This window comes from Actinacidiphila acidipaludis (assembly GCF_019890725.1).
GTDB classification, from domain to species: Bacteria; Actinomycetota; Actinomycetes; order Streptomycetales; family Streptomycetaceae; genus Actinacidiphila; species Actinacidiphila acidipaludis.
On the sequence record NZ_JAINZZ010000067.1, the window covers coordinates 23,591 to 39,483 of the forward strand.

At 73.5% G+C, this 15,893-nt stretch carries 14 protein-coding genes; 4 read left to right on the forward strand and 10 right to left on the reverse strand.

Features of this window, described 5'->3' with window-relative positions; genetic code table 11:
- Window positions 1–11: 11 nt before the first annotated feature.
- A complete protein-coding gene (locus tag K7862_RS32220; RefSeq protein ID WP_222968485.1) occupies window positions 12–1,508 on the forward strand; it encodes a glutamate synthase subunit beta in 1,497 nt (498 codons plus the stop codon).
- A 90-nt stretch (window positions 1,509–1,598) separates the two neighbouring features.
- Here K7862_RS32220 and htpG read toward each other — a convergent pair whose 3' ends face one another.
- The 4 genes from htpG to K7862_RS32240 all read right to left on the reverse strand — a co-directional run bounded on the left by htpG (window position 1,599) and on the right by K7862_RS32240 (window position 5,720).
- Entirely contained in the window at window positions 1,599–3,575 is a 1,977-nt protein-coding gene (gene htpG / locus K7862_RS32225; protein ID WP_222968486.1) for a molecular chaperone HtpG, read from the reverse strand.
- Window positions 3,576–3,707: 132 nt separating this feature from the next.
- Window positions 3,708–4,445, reverse strand: coding sequence for a maleylpyruvate isomerase family mycothiol-dependent enzyme (locus K7862_RS32230; protein WP_222968487.1), 738 nt, complete (start codon window positions 4,443–4,445; stop codon window positions 3,708–3,710).
- A 26-nt stretch (window positions 4,446–4,471) separates the two neighbouring features.
- Window positions 4,472–5,419 carry a LysR family transcriptional regulator gene (locus K7862_RS32235; RefSeq protein ID WP_222968489.1) on the reverse strand — a complete coding sequence of 316 codons (948 nt, stop codon included), beginning with the start codon at window positions 5,417–5,419 and terminating at the stop codon, window positions 4,472–4,474.
- Window positions 5,420–5,570: 151 nt separating this feature from the next.
- The gene (locus K7862_RS32240; protein WP_222968490.1) at window positions 5,571–5,720 is read right to left on the reverse strand and encodes a hypothetical protein; all 150 of its coding nucleotides are present in this window, start codon (window positions 5,718–5,720) and stop codon (window positions 5,571–5,573) included.
- 448 nt (window positions 5,721–6,168) lie between these two features.
- On the opposite strand from K7862_RS32240, the gene K7862_RS32245 reads away from it, so the two are divergent.
- Window positions 6,169–6,501 carry an STAS domain-containing protein gene (locus K7862_RS32245; protein ID WP_308012311.1) on the forward strand — a complete coding sequence of 111 codons (333 nt, stop codon included), beginning with the start codon at window positions 6,169–6,171 and terminating at the stop codon, window positions 6,499–6,501.
- Window positions 6,502–6,590: 89 nt separating this feature from the next.
- Here the strand turns inward: K7862_RS32245 and K7862_RS32250 are convergent, their stop codons facing one another.
- On the reverse strand, window positions 6,591–7,433 hold the full coding sequence (locus K7862_RS32250; protein ID WP_222968492.1) for a hypothetical protein: 843 nt from the start codon (window positions 7,431–7,433) through the stop codon (window positions 6,591–6,593).
- A 122-nt stretch (window positions 7,434–7,555) separates the two neighbouring features.
- On the opposite strand from K7862_RS32250, the gene K7862_RS32255 reads away from it, so the two are divergent.
- Window positions 7,556–8,338 carry an MEDS domain-containing protein gene (locus K7862_RS32255; protein WP_222968493.1) on the forward strand — a complete coding sequence of 261 codons (783 nt, stop codon included), beginning with the start codon at window positions 7,556–7,558 and terminating at the stop codon, window positions 8,336–8,338.
- A complete protein-coding gene (locus K7862_RS32260) occupies window positions 8,335–9,288 on the forward strand; it encodes an anti-sigma factor RsbA family regulatory protein (protein WP_222968494.1) in 954 nt (317 codons plus the stop codon). Before K7862_RS32255 ends, K7862_RS32260 begins: the two co-directional genes overlap by 4 nt.
- A gap of 96 nt (window positions 9,289–9,384) precedes the next feature.
- Here K7862_RS32260 and K7862_RS32265 read toward each other — a convergent pair whose 3' ends face one another.
- The 5 genes from K7862_RS32265 to K7862_RS32285 all read right to left on the reverse strand — a co-directional run.
- On the reverse strand, window positions 9,385–9,681 hold the full coding sequence (locus K7862_RS32265; RefSeq protein WP_222968495.1) for a hypothetical protein: 297 nt from the start codon (window positions 9,679–9,681) through the stop codon (window positions 9,385–9,387).
- A 414-nt stretch (window positions 9,682–10,095) separates the two neighbouring features.
- Complete coding sequence (locus K7862_RS32270; RefSeq protein WP_222968497.1) at window positions 10,096–11,007, reverse strand: hypothetical protein; 912 nt, start codon at window positions 11,005–11,007, stop codon at window positions 10,096–10,098.
- A 226-nt stretch (window positions 11,008–11,233) separates the two neighbouring features.
- A complete protein-coding gene (locus K7862_RS32275; protein ID WP_222968498.1) occupies window positions 11,234–11,746 on the reverse strand; it encodes a SigE family RNA polymerase sigma factor in 513 nt (170 codons plus the stop codon).
- A gap of 164 nt (window positions 11,747–11,910) precedes the next feature.
- A complete protein-coding gene (locus K7862_RS32280) occupies window positions 11,911–14,814 on the reverse strand; it encodes an FAD-binding and (Fe-S)-binding domain-containing protein (protein ID WP_222968499.1) in 2,904 nt (967 codons plus the stop codon).
- 49 nt (window positions 14,815–14,863) lie between these two features.
- Window positions 14,864–15,893: anhydro-N-acetylmuramic acid kinase (locus tag K7862_RS32285; RefSeq protein ID WP_222968500.1), on the reverse strand; the 1,030-nt coding region annotated here is incomplete at its 5' end.

Here is a 15,893-nt window from a genome sequence, read left to right on the forward strand (position 1 = left end):
GGAGGCGGCGCATGACCGACATCCACGGCTTCCTCAAGCACCCCCGCCGGCCGTTCCCGGGCCGCCCGGTACCGGAGCGGCTGGGGGACTGGGACGAGGTGTACAGCGGGCAGCGACTGCTGCCGCTGGTCTCGGAGCAGGCCGCGCGCTGCATGGACTGCGGCATACCGTTCTGCCACAACGCCTGCCCGCTGGGAAACCTCATCCCCGAGTGGAACGTCTACGTCGAGCGCGGCGACTGGCGCGCCGCGGCCGAGCGGCTGCACGCGACGAACAACTTCCCCGAGTTCACCGGGCGGCTGTGCCCGGCCCCGTGCGAGGACGCGTGCGTGCTGGCCATCAACGCCGAGCCGGTGACGATCAAGAACATCGAGCAGGCCATCGCCGACGAGATCTGGGAGCGCGGCTACGCCGAGCCGCAGCCCCCGGAACGCCTCAGTGAGAAGAGCGTCGCCGTGGTCGGCTCCGGACCCGCCGGGCTCGCCGCCGCGCAGCAGCTCACCCGCAGCGGTCACACGGTGGTCGTCTACGAACGCGCCGACCGCGTGGGCGGGCTGCTGCGCTACGGCATCCCCGCGTTCAAGATGGAGAAGTGCCGCCTCGACCGCCGGATCGGGCAGATGCGAGCGGAGGGAACCACCTTCCGCACCGGCGTGGACGTCGGCGGGGACCTCGACGCCGGCGACCTCACGCTGCGGCACGACGCGGTGGTCCTCGCCGTCGGGGCCAGGGAGCAGCGGGAGCTTCCCGTTCCCGGCAGGGGCCTGTCCGGCATCCATCAGGCGATGGAGTACCTGACCCTCGCCAACCGCACCGCGGAGGGCGACTACAGCACGTCACCGGTCGATGCCGGGGGTAAGCACGTGGTGATCGTCGGAGGCGGGGACACCGGCTCGGACTGCCTGGGTACCGTGCTGCGCCAGGGCGCCGCCTCCGTGCTGCAGCTAGACATCAACCCGGAGCCGGACGAGGCCCGGTCCGCGGGCGAACCCTGGCCGACCTACCCGAAGGTCTACCGGATCTCGCACGCCCACGAGGAGGCCCGGGGCCGGGCCGGCAGTGACCCGCGGGTCTTCTCCGCCGCCACCCTCCGCTTCGAGGGGAGCGCGACCGGCCGGGTACGGGCCCTGCGGCTGACGAACGTGGAACCGGCGGAGAGGCGCCCGCGGCCCGGCACCGAGCGGGTGATCCCGGCCGAACTCGTGCTGCTCGCCCTGGGGTTCTCCGGCCCGGAACCGGGCGGCGGCCTGATGGCACAACTCGGGCTGCGGCTTGACGGGCACGGCAACTTCGCCCGCGACGAGGGCTTCGCGGCACAGACGTCCCACCGGGCCGCCGCGGGCACGGACGGCATCTTCGTCGCGGGCGACGCCGGCCGCGGCCAGTCCCTGGTGGTGTGGGCGATCGCGGAGGGGCGCTCGGCCGCCGCGGCCGTCGACCACTACCTGACCGGCACCACCGCGCTCCCCGCCCCCATCACCCCGCTCGACGGCCCCCTCACCGTGTGACACGGGCCGGCCACGCCGACCGGCACAGGCCCGCCCGGTCACCCTGACAGGGGCGGCCGGGCGGCCCCGGCGGTGAGGCGGCGACAGGCCTCAGAGAGTGCGTTCCAGGCGGTCGGCCATCAGCTTGACGAAGCGGGCCGGGTCCACCGGCTCACTGCCCTCGGCCAACAGGGCCAGGTTGTGCACGAGTTCCGCGGTCTCGGCCAGCGCCGCGTCGTCCGGGCGCTCGGCGTGGGACGTGCGGAGGCCTGCCACCAGCGGGTGGGCGGGGTTGAGTTCGAGGATCCGCTTGGCGTGCGGCACCTCCTGGCCCATGGCCCGGTACAGGTTCTCCAGTGCCGGCGTCACGTCGTGCGTGTCGGAGACCAGGCACGCGGGGGAGGAGGTGAGGCGCGAGGACAGCCGTACCTCCTTGACGTGGTCGCTCAGCCGCTCCGCCATCCAGCCGAGCACCTTCGCGAACTCCTCCTGCTGCTGCTCGCGTTCGGACTCCGCCTGCTCCTTCTCCTCCGACGTCCCGAGGTCGATCTCGCCCTTCGCGACCGAGCGGAACTGCTTGCCGTCGAACGCCGGAGCGGTGTCGACCCACACCTCGTCGACCGGGTCGGTCAGCAGCAGCACCTCGATGCCGCGGTCGCGGAACGCCTCCAGGTGCGGGGAGTTCTCGACGCTCTGCCGGGACTCGCCCGTCAGGTAGTAGATGTGCTCCTGACCGTCCTTCATCCGCTCCACGTACTGTGCGAGCGTCGTCGGCTCCTCCTGGGCGTGCGTGGTGGCGAACGAGGCCACCGCGAGAATGGCGTCACGGTTCTCGAAGTCGCCGAGCAGCCCTTCCTTGACCACGCGGCCGAACTCCCGCCAGAACGTGGCGTACCGCTCCGGGTGCGCGGTCATCATGTCCTTGACCGTCGACAGGACCTTCTTGGCCAGCCTGCGGTGCATGAGCTGGATCTGCCGGTCCTGCTGCAGGATCTCGCGGGACACGTTGAGCGACAGGTCCTGGGCGTCCACGACGCCCTTCACGAAGCGCAGGTACTGAGGCATCAGCGCCTCGCAGTCGTCCATGATGAAGACGCGCTTGACGTACAGCTGCACCCCGCGCTTGTAGCCCTGGAGGAAGAGGTCCTGCGGGGCGTGGGAGGGGATGAACAGCAGCGCCTGGTACTCGAAGGTGCCCTCCGCCTGCAGACGGATGGTCTCCAGCGGGTCGGACCAGTCGTGGCTGATGTGCTTGTAGAGCTCGTGGTACTCCTCCTCGCCCACCTCGTCGCGCGGGCGTGCCCACAGGGCCTTCATGGAGTTGAGCGTCTCGGGCCGGGCCGCGTCGTCCGTGCCCTCCTCCGTCCCCGCCTCCGTGCCCTCATCCGCGTCGTCGGCCGGCGCGTTCTCGTCCCGTCCCTCACCGGGCCCGGGGATCAGGCGGATCGGCCAGGTGATGAAGTCGGAGTACCGCTTGACGATCTCCCGCAGCTTCCACGGTGAGGTGTAGTCGTACAGCCGGTCCTCGGCGTCCTCCGGCTTGAGCCGCAGCACGATCGAGGTGCCCTGCGGGGCGTCGTCGACGGTCTCCACCGTGTACGTGCCGGCGCCGCTGGACACCCAGCGCGTGCCCTGCCGCTCGCCCGCGCGCCGGGTCAGCAGGCTCACCTCGTCGGCCACCATGAAGCTGGAGTAGAACCCGACGCCGAACTGCCCGATCAGCCCCTCCGCCGCCGCGGTGTCGCCGGCGTCCCCGGCGTCCTTGAGGTTGCGCAGGAACGCGGCGGTGCCGGAGTTGGCGATCGTGCCGATGAGGTCGATCACCTCGGCACGCGTCATACCGATCCCGTTGTCCCGGATCGTGAGGGTGCGGGCCTCCGGGTCGGCCTGGAGGTCGATGTGCAGGTCGGAGACGTCCGCGCCCAGTGCGTCGTCGCGGAGGCTTTCGAGCCGCAGTTTGTCCAGTGCGTCGGAGGCGTTGGAGATGAGCTCGCGAAGGAACACGTCCTTGTTGGAGTAGATCGAGTGGATCATCATCTGCAGAAGCTGGCGGGCTTCCACCTGGAACTCGAACGTCTCGGTCGGCATGGTTTCGTTGGTCCTTCTCAGGTCACCGCGTGCATTGACCTCAGCACTGTAAAAGGTCGTCGCCGTCGGTGAGCAACCGGTGGCGGGTTCACCGCTTCGGCGACGGCGCCGGGCGCAGCCGCCGGTGCGGAATCAGAACAGGGAAGGCGGCTCCGGAAGGCGCGCGCCGTCGAGGACGGTCAGGCCGGCGCCCGCCGAGCGTCCCATCAGCCACGCCAGGAGCAAGGACGCGGTCCCCTCGACCACCGGAGCCGGATCCGCGGTGCGGATGCCGTACCTCGCGCCGGTGTCGACGGCCCGCAGCCGCACGGCGGGGGCGTCCTCGCGGGAGCCGAAGGCGGCGACCACGCGGGCCAGCATCGGGTGGACGAAATCGGCGGGCCACTCGGCAGGCGTGTAGCCGGCGTCCAGGTCCACGTGGTGCACCAGCACCTCGCACAGCCGCGCGTCGGCCGCCCTGGCGGCGGGGTGTTCCTGACCCCGGGTCCAGCGCACCGTACGGCTCCATCCTTCAGCCGGCATCCGCTGGTACTCCTCCGCGAACCGGCCCGCGCTGTCGCGCACATCGGCCGCCAGCTCGGCGGCCGTGCGTCCGGCCCCCGCCTCGATCTCCTCGGCCCGGGCCGCCAGGCTCGGGTACTCCGGTGTCTCGACGCCGGTCCTGGCCCAGGTCAGCAGCCGTCGGCCGCCGTCGGCGTTGCGGGCCAGATGCGTCAGGACGTGGCCGCGGGACCAGCCGGGAAGCGGCGAGGGCGCCCGCATGTCGGCGTCGGTGAGCCGGTCCGCCGTCCGCAGGACGTCCTCGGTGGCCGCACCGATGCGGTCCAGCACGGCCGCGGGATCGAAAGGTGTGCCGCTCTCGGTTGTCACGGTGTCGCCTCCTCGGAAAAGGGGACTCAAGGGGAAGTCCGGCGCGGTGCCGACCAGGGCGGGGTCCAGGTGCCGGGGGCGCCGGGCGCGGGCGCGGTGGCGGCGAGGTGGGCGCGGAGGGTGGCCAGGGCCGGGTGGGGGTTGTCGCGGTGCCAGACGAGCGAGTGCGGGTAGACGGGCACCGGATCGGTCACCGGGATCCGCCGCAGACCGTGGTCGACGGGCCACACCAGGCGGGTGTGCTCGCCCATGAACGTCGCCAGCGCCGGGGTGTCGGCGACGGTGTCCAGAAGGGCGTCGGAGCCGAAGTTGGGACCGGTCGCCTCGATGGTGAGCCCGAACTCGGCGACCAGGTCGTCGTAGTACGCGGCCCATTCGGTGCCCGGGACGATGCCGGGCATCCAGATCCGGTGGCCGGCGAGCTGGGCGACGGTCACCGAGCGGGCGTTCGCCAGCGCGTGGGCCGGGCCGGTCAGGAGCTGGAGCGGCTCGTCGAGCACACGCACGGACTCCAGGTCGTCGGGCAGCGGGATGCCCGGCGCGGGGACGGCGCGGAAGGTCGCGTCGATCGTGCCGGAACGCAGGGACGCCACAGCCGTCTCGATGCCGAGCAGCATCACCACGTCGAGGTCGATCTCCGGGTGCGCCCGGTGGAAGCCGCGCATCAGGCCCGCCGCCGCACCGCGTGAGGCGAGCACGTCGACCCGCAGCGGACGGCTGCCGGGCCGCACGGACGCCACCGCCCGTTCGGCGACGCGCAGCAGCTCGCGTGCGTGCGGCAGGAACGCCTGCCCGTCGATGGTGAGTTCGGCACCGCGCGGGGTGCGGGTGAACAGCCGCACGCCCAGCTCGCGCTCCAGGGCGGCGATGCGTTTCGAGACGGCCTGCTGGGTGACGGCCAGCTCGGCGGCGGCCTCCTGGAACTGCCCGGCGTCAGCGGCGGCGACGAAGGTCCGGACGGCGTCGATGTCCATTCCGCCACCCTAGAACCACAACCACACGTTGTGGCTCGGCGGCCCCAGGGCCGGCCGAAAGCGCAGCTTGTGCCGTCGTGCCACCGCGTCGATCGCTCAGCGGTTGTACCCTCCCGCCGCGCCGCACCCGAGGATGCGGAGGCCACGACAGCTACTTGGCCTGCGGCGCCTTCCTGACCTCGACCTCTTTGGATTCACGCCACCTGGCCCACATGTAGAGCAGCCAGCCCCGGCCGTTCCACGCCAAGCCGACGGTCGCCACCGCCAGCGCCGCCGCCGTCGTCTTCCGCGCCCGCGACATGTCCCGCCCCTTCCGTTGCCGACAGGCTAGTGGGAGGGCCGCGGCGCGTGCGCGGAGATCACGGAGAGAGGCAGGGACCGGGACGTCCACGGCCTTCCGCGACGGAACACCTACGCGTTGATGAGGCGGGCGTCGTCGGGCCGACCTGCGCCGCGGCCAGTTCGATCGCCGGCGGAATGCCCTCCCGCCGGCGAGCCGGGTCTTGCCGGTCCCGCCGGGCCCGGTGACGGTGACCAGGCGCCGCTGCGGCAGCAGCCCGCCGAGGCGTGCCAACTCCCGTTCGCGGCCCACGAAACTCGATGTCCCGGGTGGCAGATGCCCGGTCATGCGGACAGCCTGCCATCCGTGCGCCACGCTCGGTAGCGGACATCCGAACGGGTGGTTTCGGCGGGGGACCTGAGGGCAGACGATCCACGTCCCATCGCTTGAGTGCTCAACAGGAGTGTCCGTGGAGGCAAGTGGCCAGGTCGGAGTGGTCCGGGCGGCCGGTGCGCTGGACTGGCGCACCGCCGAGGAGTTCGCCGTCGAACTGCGCGACGCGGTCGGCTCAGGCACGCCGCTGGTCGTGGTCGACCTGGCGGCCGTCACCTTCGCCGACTCCGTCGCGCTGAACGCGATGGTCGCGGCCCGCCGGGACCTGCTGGCCCGGGGCGGCGACCTGGTGCTCGCGGGCCGGCTGGCTCCGGGAGTGCGCCGGCTCTTCGAACTCACCGGCACCGTCGGCCATTTCACCTTCGTGGAGGACGTGGAGGACGTGGACGACGCCGTCCCGGCGCACTGACCGCGCCGGCCTGCACGTCGTCGCCTCCTCGCCGCGCCCGTCCGGCCTCAGGGGGCGACGAGCAGCGTGTGCGGCGCGACCGCGGACGGCTACGGGTGTTCGCCCAGTTGGAGGAAGCCCGCGAGGGAGAAGCACAGGGCGCCCGTAAGGGTGCCCCAGTTGGCGATGTCGCCGTTGACGAGGCTGTCGGTGGCCGGCCGGGTGTAGGCGGCCAGCGCCGAGACCATGAACAGGAGGGACCCGAACGCGTTGACCGCCACGATCCACCAGCCCCGGTCGCGGCGGTGGAAGCAGGGACGGCCGTGGCAGATCTCGGCGAAGGAGAGTGCGCCGGAGACCAGGAAGAGCACACAGCCGATCACGTCGGGCACCCAGATCAGCCGGTTGACCTGCTGGACGCTGAGGCCCTTGAGGAACGAGTCGAAGAGGTTGACGCCGAAGACCAAGGTGCCCGCGAAGAGGATGAACGCCGCCAGCCAGTCCACCCTTATGGGCTCGTAACTCCACCAGCGCCACCGGCGCGCGACGAGCCGGTCCTGGCCGGGGACGTGGCGGGGCGCGTTGATCACCTGGAGCAGCGAGACGTAGCCGCCGGTGTTGAAGAACAGACCGCCCGCGAAGTAGATCGCCGCACAGGTGGTCGCGTCGCCGGAGCCGAGCTGGGCGACGCCCGCCCCCGCCGCGAACAGGCCTCCGCCGACGACGAACGCGACCGAGGCGATGACGTTGAGCCTGCTCAGGCGGGCCAGCGTCGTCCGGTCCGCCGCGGCGTGCCGTCCGTGCTCGGCGCCGGGGTCGCGCACCACGAGCACGCCCCGGCGCCGCGCGAGCCGCGACTCCCACACCGCGGTCCCGCCACCGGGCAGGTGCCAGCTGAGCTTGGTCGTGAAGGGGCCCGCGGCGCCCTCGGTGCGCTGTCCGGGCTCTCCCACGAGGGGCAGCGTAGACGGCGGGGCCGCGTGTCCGGCTTCGCAACGCGCACGCAAGGGGCCCGGCGTGTGACGGAGCGTTGTGGGCAGGCCAGTAGGGTGGAGGACGAAGCGAGGGAGGAGCAGTGAGAGCGCCGCGGACTCTGGCCGGCCTGGACGAGGTCGACACAGGTGACCACGTCTGTCAGGTATTGGATCGTGCCGCCGACGTCATCGACCGCAGCCGGGCCTTCGTCGCGGACGGGGTGTCGCACGGCGACAAGGTCGTCATCGTCGGGCCCACGCCCCGGGCGGGCAACGAGTTCGCCCAGCTCGTGCTCGACCCGGCCCGCCTGGAGGGCTCGCTGCTCGCCGCGGTGCGCCGCGAGGCGGCCAACGCCGACCGCGAGGGATTCGGCTCGCTCCGGGTGCTGCACCACGCCAGGCCGGTCGGCCGCGACGAGCCCCCCGCGGAGCTGCTGCGCAGCGAACTCGACCTCGAGGAGTTCGCCGCCGACACCGGCGCGCTGGTGGTGTGCGCGTACAGCGGCGCCGACTGGGACTCCTCGGCTCTGCGCCAGATAGGGTGCCTGCACCCCCATCATCTCGGCAGCCGGCCGGTGTCACCTGCTTTTCAGGTCTACCGGACGGGGAAGGAAGGGTGGACGGTGCACGGGATCGTCGACAGCGAGGGCGCGGCGGCTTTCGGCACCATCCTGTGCACCCTCCTCGGCCGGAGAACGGCGGTGCGGCTCATCTGCCATGACCTGGAATTCTTCGACGCAGCCGGTATGACCGCCCTGGCCGATGCCGCGCGGCACCTTCCCGATCGCAAGATCATCCTGGAGGGCGCCAACGAGACCGTTCGGCACGCCTGGGAGCTGTCGGGTTTCTCGGTTCCCGACATCCCGGTGGTGATGGCGCCGTGACCTCTTCTCCGCCCGGCTCCGTCGCCCCGGCCGCCGGGCACCGGCACGAGCTGTATCCGTACTCGGGGAGGGACGAGTTCGTCGAGGGCGCCGTCAGTTTCATCCAGGACGCGCTGGAGGGCGGCGAGGCCGTCGTCGTCGCGGTCCCGCAGGAGAAGGCGTCCCTGCTGCGTGCCGAGGTCCGCGAGGACAAGGCCGTGCGGTACGTCGACACCAGCGGGGTGGCGCACCATCCGGGCCGGCTCATCGACACCTGGCAGGCGTGGATCAGGGAACACACCTCGGAGGGGCGGCCGGTCCGCGGGATCGGCGAGTCCCCCTGGGGCGAGGTCCGCAGCCCCGCCGAGGCGGAGGAGCTGCGGTACCACGAGTGGCTGCTCAACCGGGCCTTCGCACAGGGTCCGGCCTGGTGGCTGCTGTGTCCCTACGACATCGCCCATGACAAGGCCGCGCTGGAGGAGATGGCGCGCTGCCACCCGGAGATGCGCCGGGAGGGCCGGACCGTACGGTCCGAGGACTACGACCCGCAGGCGCCGTACGCGTTCGTCCCGCTCACCGAACCGTGGGAACCGCACGACGAGTTCGCCTACACCAGCGGGGACCTGCCCGCGCTGCGGGACAAGATCGCCGCCTGCGCCGACCGCCACGGCCTGGCCGGCCGCCGCCTGCGCGACCTGCACCTGGCGGCCACGGAGGTGGCCACCAACAGCATCCGGCACGGCGGCGGCAACGGTGTGCTGCGCATGTGGCGGGAGGACCGCCGCCTGGTGTGCGACTTCCGCGACATCGGCTACATCGAGGACCCCCTGGCCGGGCGCCCCCGCCCCAACCCGCGCCAGCTCGGCGGGCGGGGGCTGTGGCTCGTCCACCAGCTCTGCGACCTCGTCGAGATCCGCTCCGCCCCGGACGCCGGCACCACCGTCCGCCTGCACACCGAGCTCCCCGGCTGACCGTCCCCTCTTTCGACCCGATCGCGCGGTACGGCGTGACCGGACGGCGAGACGCCTCGCCGTCCGGTCACCCTGCGGCACCGTCCGGTGCCGGCATCACTGCATGATGATCCGGGGCGGATGGGTCGGCGTGCCGACGCAGGTGTAGAACTGCAGGCTGTAGCCACGGCCGATGGTCACCATGGTGGGCGCATGCAAGCTCCCGTGCGGACGACCGGGCGGCTCCTCCGCTGTCTCCCCGCATTCGACGGGGCGCCAGCTGTCGGTGGGCCCGTCCCACTCGGTGCCGGCCACGGTGAGCAGCGCGTCGACCGGACCGCCGCACTCGCCGCAGTACGCGCCTCGGGCGAGTCCGGCTCCGGCGGCTCCCGGAACGTGAAGTGCGTGGGCCATCCCCCGGCCTTCCAACCGGGGGCGACGGACAGGTCGTTCCGGTAGAGGTCCGTCGCCCGGCGGCCGCCCCAGGCCGCCAGGCGCGCCACGAGGTCCTCGTCGAGGCCGTGCTGCGGGGGGAACTCCCGCACCGGTTCGGGGTGCAGCACGCACGGCAGGGGCACGCACTCGGCGTGTGCGACGTAGGCGGGTTCCGGCGGGGCGGGCAGGACGTCCCGTACCTCCGAGGACCGCCGCCACCTCAACCAGACCGTGGCCGGATCAAAGCACACGGCACCGACAGGGGCGGATCCCTGTCCACAGGTGAGCGATGCCGGACAGCCCGGCGCCCCCCGGTCACGCTGAGGCGGGGGCGCCGGGGTACGCGGTCCGGCGGTGGGCAGGGCCGGACCGCGCGGAGCGGCCTGCGGACCGTCAGACGATCAGGGCCGAGTCGGCCGCGCCTTCACGGCGTCCGTTGCTCGAACTGCGGCGCGCCGGGTCCTTCGCGGTGCCGGCCCGCTCCGCGGCGGCCACTCGGTGCCACGCCGGGTTCGTGGCGATCGCGGCGAGCCGGCCCGCGCTCAGCGGCGGCTCGGGGCGCGTCACGGGAGCGCCCTTCTCGGCGGGCGCGTTCCACTCGCTGACCGTGACCAGCGAGCCGTCCTTGCCCTGGAACTCGGCGAGCCAGTCCTTGGTGTCGGTCCGGTGGTCCGGGTACTCCCAGGTCTTCAGGACGGTCAGCGTGCCGCCGTCGACGTGGGTCTGCGTGCACGAGTCGCCGGTGGGCACGCTGTCGCAGCCGGGTGCCGTGGCGCCGTCGGTCTCGACACCGACCTCGATCGCGGACGCGCCGTGGCCGTCGTCGAACACCACGTGGGCGTACGGCGGCAGTTCGTCGTCGGTGCCGCGGCCGTCGCGCCCGGAGACCGTGCCCGGCGGCAGCATCGAGACCAGCAGGTCCTCCATCTGCTGCGCGCTCACCGGCCGTGCGCCCGCCGCCGTGTCCACGGCGTGGGCCCCGGCGGTGGCGGCGCCGTGGGAGGCGCCCGAGGCGGCCGTGACACCGGAGTTCACGCCCGCCGCGCCGTGGCCCGACGTGGTGGCGAGGACGCCGCCGGTCCCGGCCAGCGCGAGGACGGCGGCCGCCGCGGTGACCACCGCGGTCCGGCGGCGACGCAGCGTGCGGCCGCGGGCGTAGCCCGCCGTCACCATCGCGAGGCCGTCGGCAGGCGGGAAGGTGTCGGCGGCGCGGTGCAGGGCGTGCGTGAACGCGGCCGCCTCGACGGCTTCGTCACGTCCCCCCGCGCCCGCGGCGTCGGGGGTGAAGTCGGACTGGTCAGGCATGGGATCACCGTTTCCTGTGTCGTGATCGAATCTGAGGAATCTCAAGGACCTGATGGACCTGATGGATTAGAGGGACGGGGCGGACCCGCAGGACCGGAGGCACGGGCCGAGCCGCAGAAGTGGCGGACCGTTACTGGCCCTCAGGCGGCAAGTGCCGTGTGGGCGACGCCCGGTGGCCGGGGCCCACGGGAGGGGAACCAGGCGCCCGCGGGCAGGGAGAAGCAGCTCACCCCGCCACGAGATCGACGAGCGAGCCGTCCAGTTCGCGGCGGAGCCGCGCGAGCGCGCGGGTCGTGCGGGTGCGGACCGCGCCGGGGCTGGACTGCAGGACCGCGGCGGTCTCCTCGACGCTCCGGTCCTCCCAGTAGCGCAGCACCAGAACGGCCCGGTCCTTCGGCGGCAGCGCCGATAACGCGGCCAGCAGCGTGACCCGCAGCGAGGCGTCACCGGAGGAGTCCCGTCCGGCGCGGTCGGGCAGGTCCGCGGCCGGGCTCTCCCGGCTGCTGCGGCGCCGCTGGTGAGTGAGGAAGATGCGCACCAGGACCGTCTGGGCGTAGCCGGCCGGGTTGTCGACCTTGCCCATGCGCCCCCAGACGACGTACATCCGGCCGAGGGTCTCCTGCACGAGGTCCTCGGCCAGATGGGTGTCCCCGCCCACCAGCAGACAGGCGGAGCGGAAGAGCTGGCCCGCCCGCGCCGCCGCGAACTGCTTGTACGCCTCCGTAGCCGCCCTGCGCATCCGGTCTCGCCCTCCCCCGTACGGTCCACACTCCAATGACGCGCCGGGAGCCGGGAAACGTTACGCACGGAATCGAGCGAGGGGTACGGGCCCGGTCCGGCGGCCGGTTGCGGCCGCCGGACGGGGTGTTGAGGGGCACCGGCGTACGCCGGGCCCGGCCTGGGTCAGCCGACGGCGTCGGCCAGCAGCTCCAGGATGTGGCGGTAGGGCTTGCCCGTGGCCCGGCTCATGCCGATCTCGCAGGTGAGGTTGCAGGACGCGTAGGCGTCGTAGGAGGCGCGGTTGATCTCGGCGGCCTGGGCGGCCGTCGCCGACGCCGTCACCTCCGGGTGCAGCAGTCCGCGGTCGCCGGCGAACGCGCAGCAGCCCCAGGAGTCGGGCACCGTCACCTCCTCGGCCACCGCGCCGGCGAGCGCGCGGAGGTCGTCGGTGATGCCGAGGTGCACGGTGGAACAGGTCGGGTGCAGGGCCAGGGACGTGAGCCGGCGTCCGTCCGCCAGGGGCGGCAGGGCCGGCAGGACGTGCTCGCGGGTGAAGGTGACGCTGTCGACGAACCGCAGCGCCTCGTAGCGCTCCCGGTGCTCCTCGGGCAGCGCGGACGCCAGCTGTTCCAGGCCGTGCGTGCAGGAGGAGGCGTCACACACCACCGGCAGCCGCCCGTGGTCGCCGGCCTCCCACAGCACGTCCAGTGTCCGGGAGGCCATGGCGGCGTGGCCCTCGGTGTAGCCCTTGGACTGCCACGGCGTGCCGCAGCACAGCCCGGACAGCCCCTCGGGCACGGCGACGGGCACCCCGGCGCGGTCGCACAGGTGCAGGAAGGCGGCCGCGGCCCCCGCGGGGCGCGGGGCGTCGCCGTCCCCGCCGGTGAAGACACTGCCGATGCACGCGGCGAAGAACACCGCGCGGGCCTCGGGGGTCCGGCGCGGCGCGGGCCGCGGCGCACCGGCGCGGGGCACGCCCGCCGCCCAGTCGGGCACGAGTTCGCCCGCGCCGAGCCGCCGGACCGCGGAGGTGGCGGCGCGGACGACCGGGGCGGGGGCGGCGTGGGCCGCGCTCAGGCCGAGCCGCACGCCCTTCACGGCTCCGCCCCAGTGCCGGGCGGTGGTCCGTCCGGCCGCCTGGGCGAGGCCGCTGTGGCGTTCGCCGCGCAGCCGCTTCATGACGGCGCCGGTGTCGATGGTGACCGGGCAGGCCGTGACGCACAGGCTGTCCGCAGCGCAGCTGTCGACGGCGGCGTAGGCGTAGTCCGCCTCCAGCTCCCGGCGCCGCTCCTCGTCGCCGGCGGCGGTCGCCAGCGCGATCTCCCGCTGCAGGGCGATGCGTTGACGCGGTGTGGTGGTGACGTCCGCCGTAGGGCAGACCGGTTCGCAGTAGCCGCATTCCACGCAGCGGTCCACGGCCGCGTCCACGGCGGGTACGTCCTTGAGCCGCCGCAGGTGGACGGCCGGGTCGTCGTCCAGCAGCACCCCGGGGTTGAGGACGCCCGACGGGTCGCACAGCCGCTTGAGTTCGCGCATCACCTCGTACAGGTCGTCGCCGTACTGGCGGCGGACGAAGGGCGCCATGGCCCGGCCGGTGCCGTGCTCGGCCTTGAGGGTGCCGCCCTCGCGCAGCACGAGGTCGACCATGTCGTCGGTGAACCGGGCGTAGCGGTCGATCTCCTGCGAGGTGTCGAAGCGCTGGGTGAGCATGAAGTGCAGGTTGCCGTCCCGGGCGTGGCCGAAGATCACGGCGTCCTGGTAGCCGTGCCGGTCGAAGAGGCCGGTGAGGCCCTCGCAGGTGCCGGTGAGACGCTCCATGGGCACCGCGATGTCCTCCAGCAGCGCCGTCGTCCCGGCCGGGCGCGCCCCGGCGACGGCGGTGTAGAGGCCCTTGCGGGCGTGCCACATCGCGGCCCGCTCGCGTGCGTCGCGGGTCAGCGCGGTCCCGGTCACCGCGGGCAGCGCGTCGAGCACGGGGCGCGCAGCGGCCAGGACCTGTTCCAGCTCCTCGGCCCGGTCCTCGGCGAACTCGACCAGCAGGGCGGCGTGTTCGCCGACCCGCAGGCTCTTCAGCGCCGGACTCGCGTCGGGCTCGACCTGCGCGACGCGCAGCGAGGCCGCGTCGAGGAGTTCCGCGGTACGCGCGCCGGCCGCGAGCAGGGCGGGCAGGGCGTCGGTCGCTTCGGCCAGGCCTGGCAGGATCAGCAACCCGGTCGCGGCGTGCGGCAGTACCGGGACGGTTCGGAACACCGCCTCGCCCACGAAGCCGAGCGTGCCCTCGCTGCCCACCATGAGGCGCGTGAGGATGTCGACGGGCGTGGAGTGGTCCAGGAAGGAGTTGAGGCCGTAGCCCATGGTGTTCTTCATCGCGAACAGCCGCTCGACGGTGGCCCTGGCCTGGGACGAGGTGCGGATCCGGTCGCGCAGCCGCAGCAGTCCCGCGTGCAGGTCCGGCTCGCGGTCGCGCAGGCGGTCGTCGGCGTCGCGTGCGGCCGAGTCGACGACGGTGCCGGACGGCAGCACGAATTGCAGGGATTCCAGGGTCCGGTAGGCGTTGTCCTTCGTCCCGCAGTTCATGCCGCTGGAGTTGTTGGCGACCATCCCGCCGACGGTGCAGGCCGACTCGCTGGCCGGGTCCGGGCCGAGCCGCCGTCCGTACCGGGCCAGTCGCGCGTTTGCCTGACGGATCGTCAGTCCCGGCTGGAGCCGGATGCGGTGGCCGTCGTCCAGCACCTCCGCCTCGCGCCAGTGGGTGCGGACGTCGACCAGCACGCCGTCGCCGCCGGCCTGCCCGGCCAGGCTCGTGCCGCCCGAGCGGAGGGTCAGCGGGATGCCGGCCTGCCGGGCACCGGCCATCAGCGCCGCCACCTCCTGCGCGGAGGCGGCGCGGACCACGGCCTGCGGGGTCAGCAGGTACGGGGAGGCGTCGTGGGCCAGCGCTGCCCGGCGCGGCAGTTCGGCCGAGACGCGGGCCGGATCGGTGACGCACGACCGCAGCAGGGCCACCAGGCCGGCCGCGCCGTCGCCGTCCGGGGCGGCGCCCGCGGGGGCGTTGACGGTGGACGTGCGTGCGGCGGGGCGGCTCATGCGGCTTCTCCAGGACGTCGTGGTCGGGATTCAGGAGGGTGCGGGATGCCTAGGCGCCCGGGGTGCGGTGACCGGCCACCCGCAGGGTACGCGGGGCGACCCCCGCCGGCTCGGGCAGGCGCAGCGGGCCGCGGCCGGGGGTGATGCTGCCGAGCAGCGAGGCGCGGCGTGCGCCGGTGGCGGACGGCAGGGTGCCCGGCAGCCCGTGCACGGTGAGGAAGCCCAGCACGGCGAAGGCCAGCGCCTCCTTCGCGTCGGACGGCACCCCGAGGTCGTCGCTGGACAGCAGCCGGACGTCCGGGAGTTCCTCGGCGATCATGCGCATCATGACGGGATTGTGCGCGCCGCCGCCGGAGACGGCGAGTCGCGTGACGCCCTGGGCCCGGCAGGCGTCGGCGACCGTGACCGCGGTCAGCCGGGTCAGCGTGGCGAGCACGTCGTTCTGCTCGGGAGTGGGCACGTCGCCGAGCGCGGCCAGCAGGTACGGCAGGTGGAACAGCTCCTTGCCGGTGCTCTTGGGCGCCGGCAGCCGGTAGTAGGGCTCGTCCAGGAGCCGGCGCAGCAGTGCGGGGGAGACGGTGCCGGCCGCGGCGCGGCGGCCCGACTCGTCGTACGCGGCGGCGCCCGCGGTGAAGTGCCGGACCGCGGCGTCCAGCAGGGCGTTGGCGGGCCCGGTGTCGAAGGCGACCGGGTCGGCGCCCGGCGCGACCACGGTGATGTTGGCGATGCCGCCCAGGTTGAGGGCCGCCGGGACACCGGGCAGCCCGCGCAGCAGCAGCGTGTCGGTCAGGCCGACCAGCGGGGCGCCCTGCCCGCCCGCGGCCACGTCCCGGCTGCGCAGGTCGGAGACGACCGGCAGGCCGGTGGCCTCGGCGATCCAGGCGGGCTGCCCGAGTTGCAGGGTGCCGCGTACCACGCCGCCGGTCACCCAGTGGTGCATCGTCTGGCCGTGCGAGACGACGAGTTCGGCGCGGTCGCCGCACAGTTCGCGCTGGGCGAGCACGGCGGCGTCGGCGAACGCCTGCCCGATGCCGGTGTCCAGCGCGCAGACGGCCTCCGTCGACGTGGCCGAAGGGGGC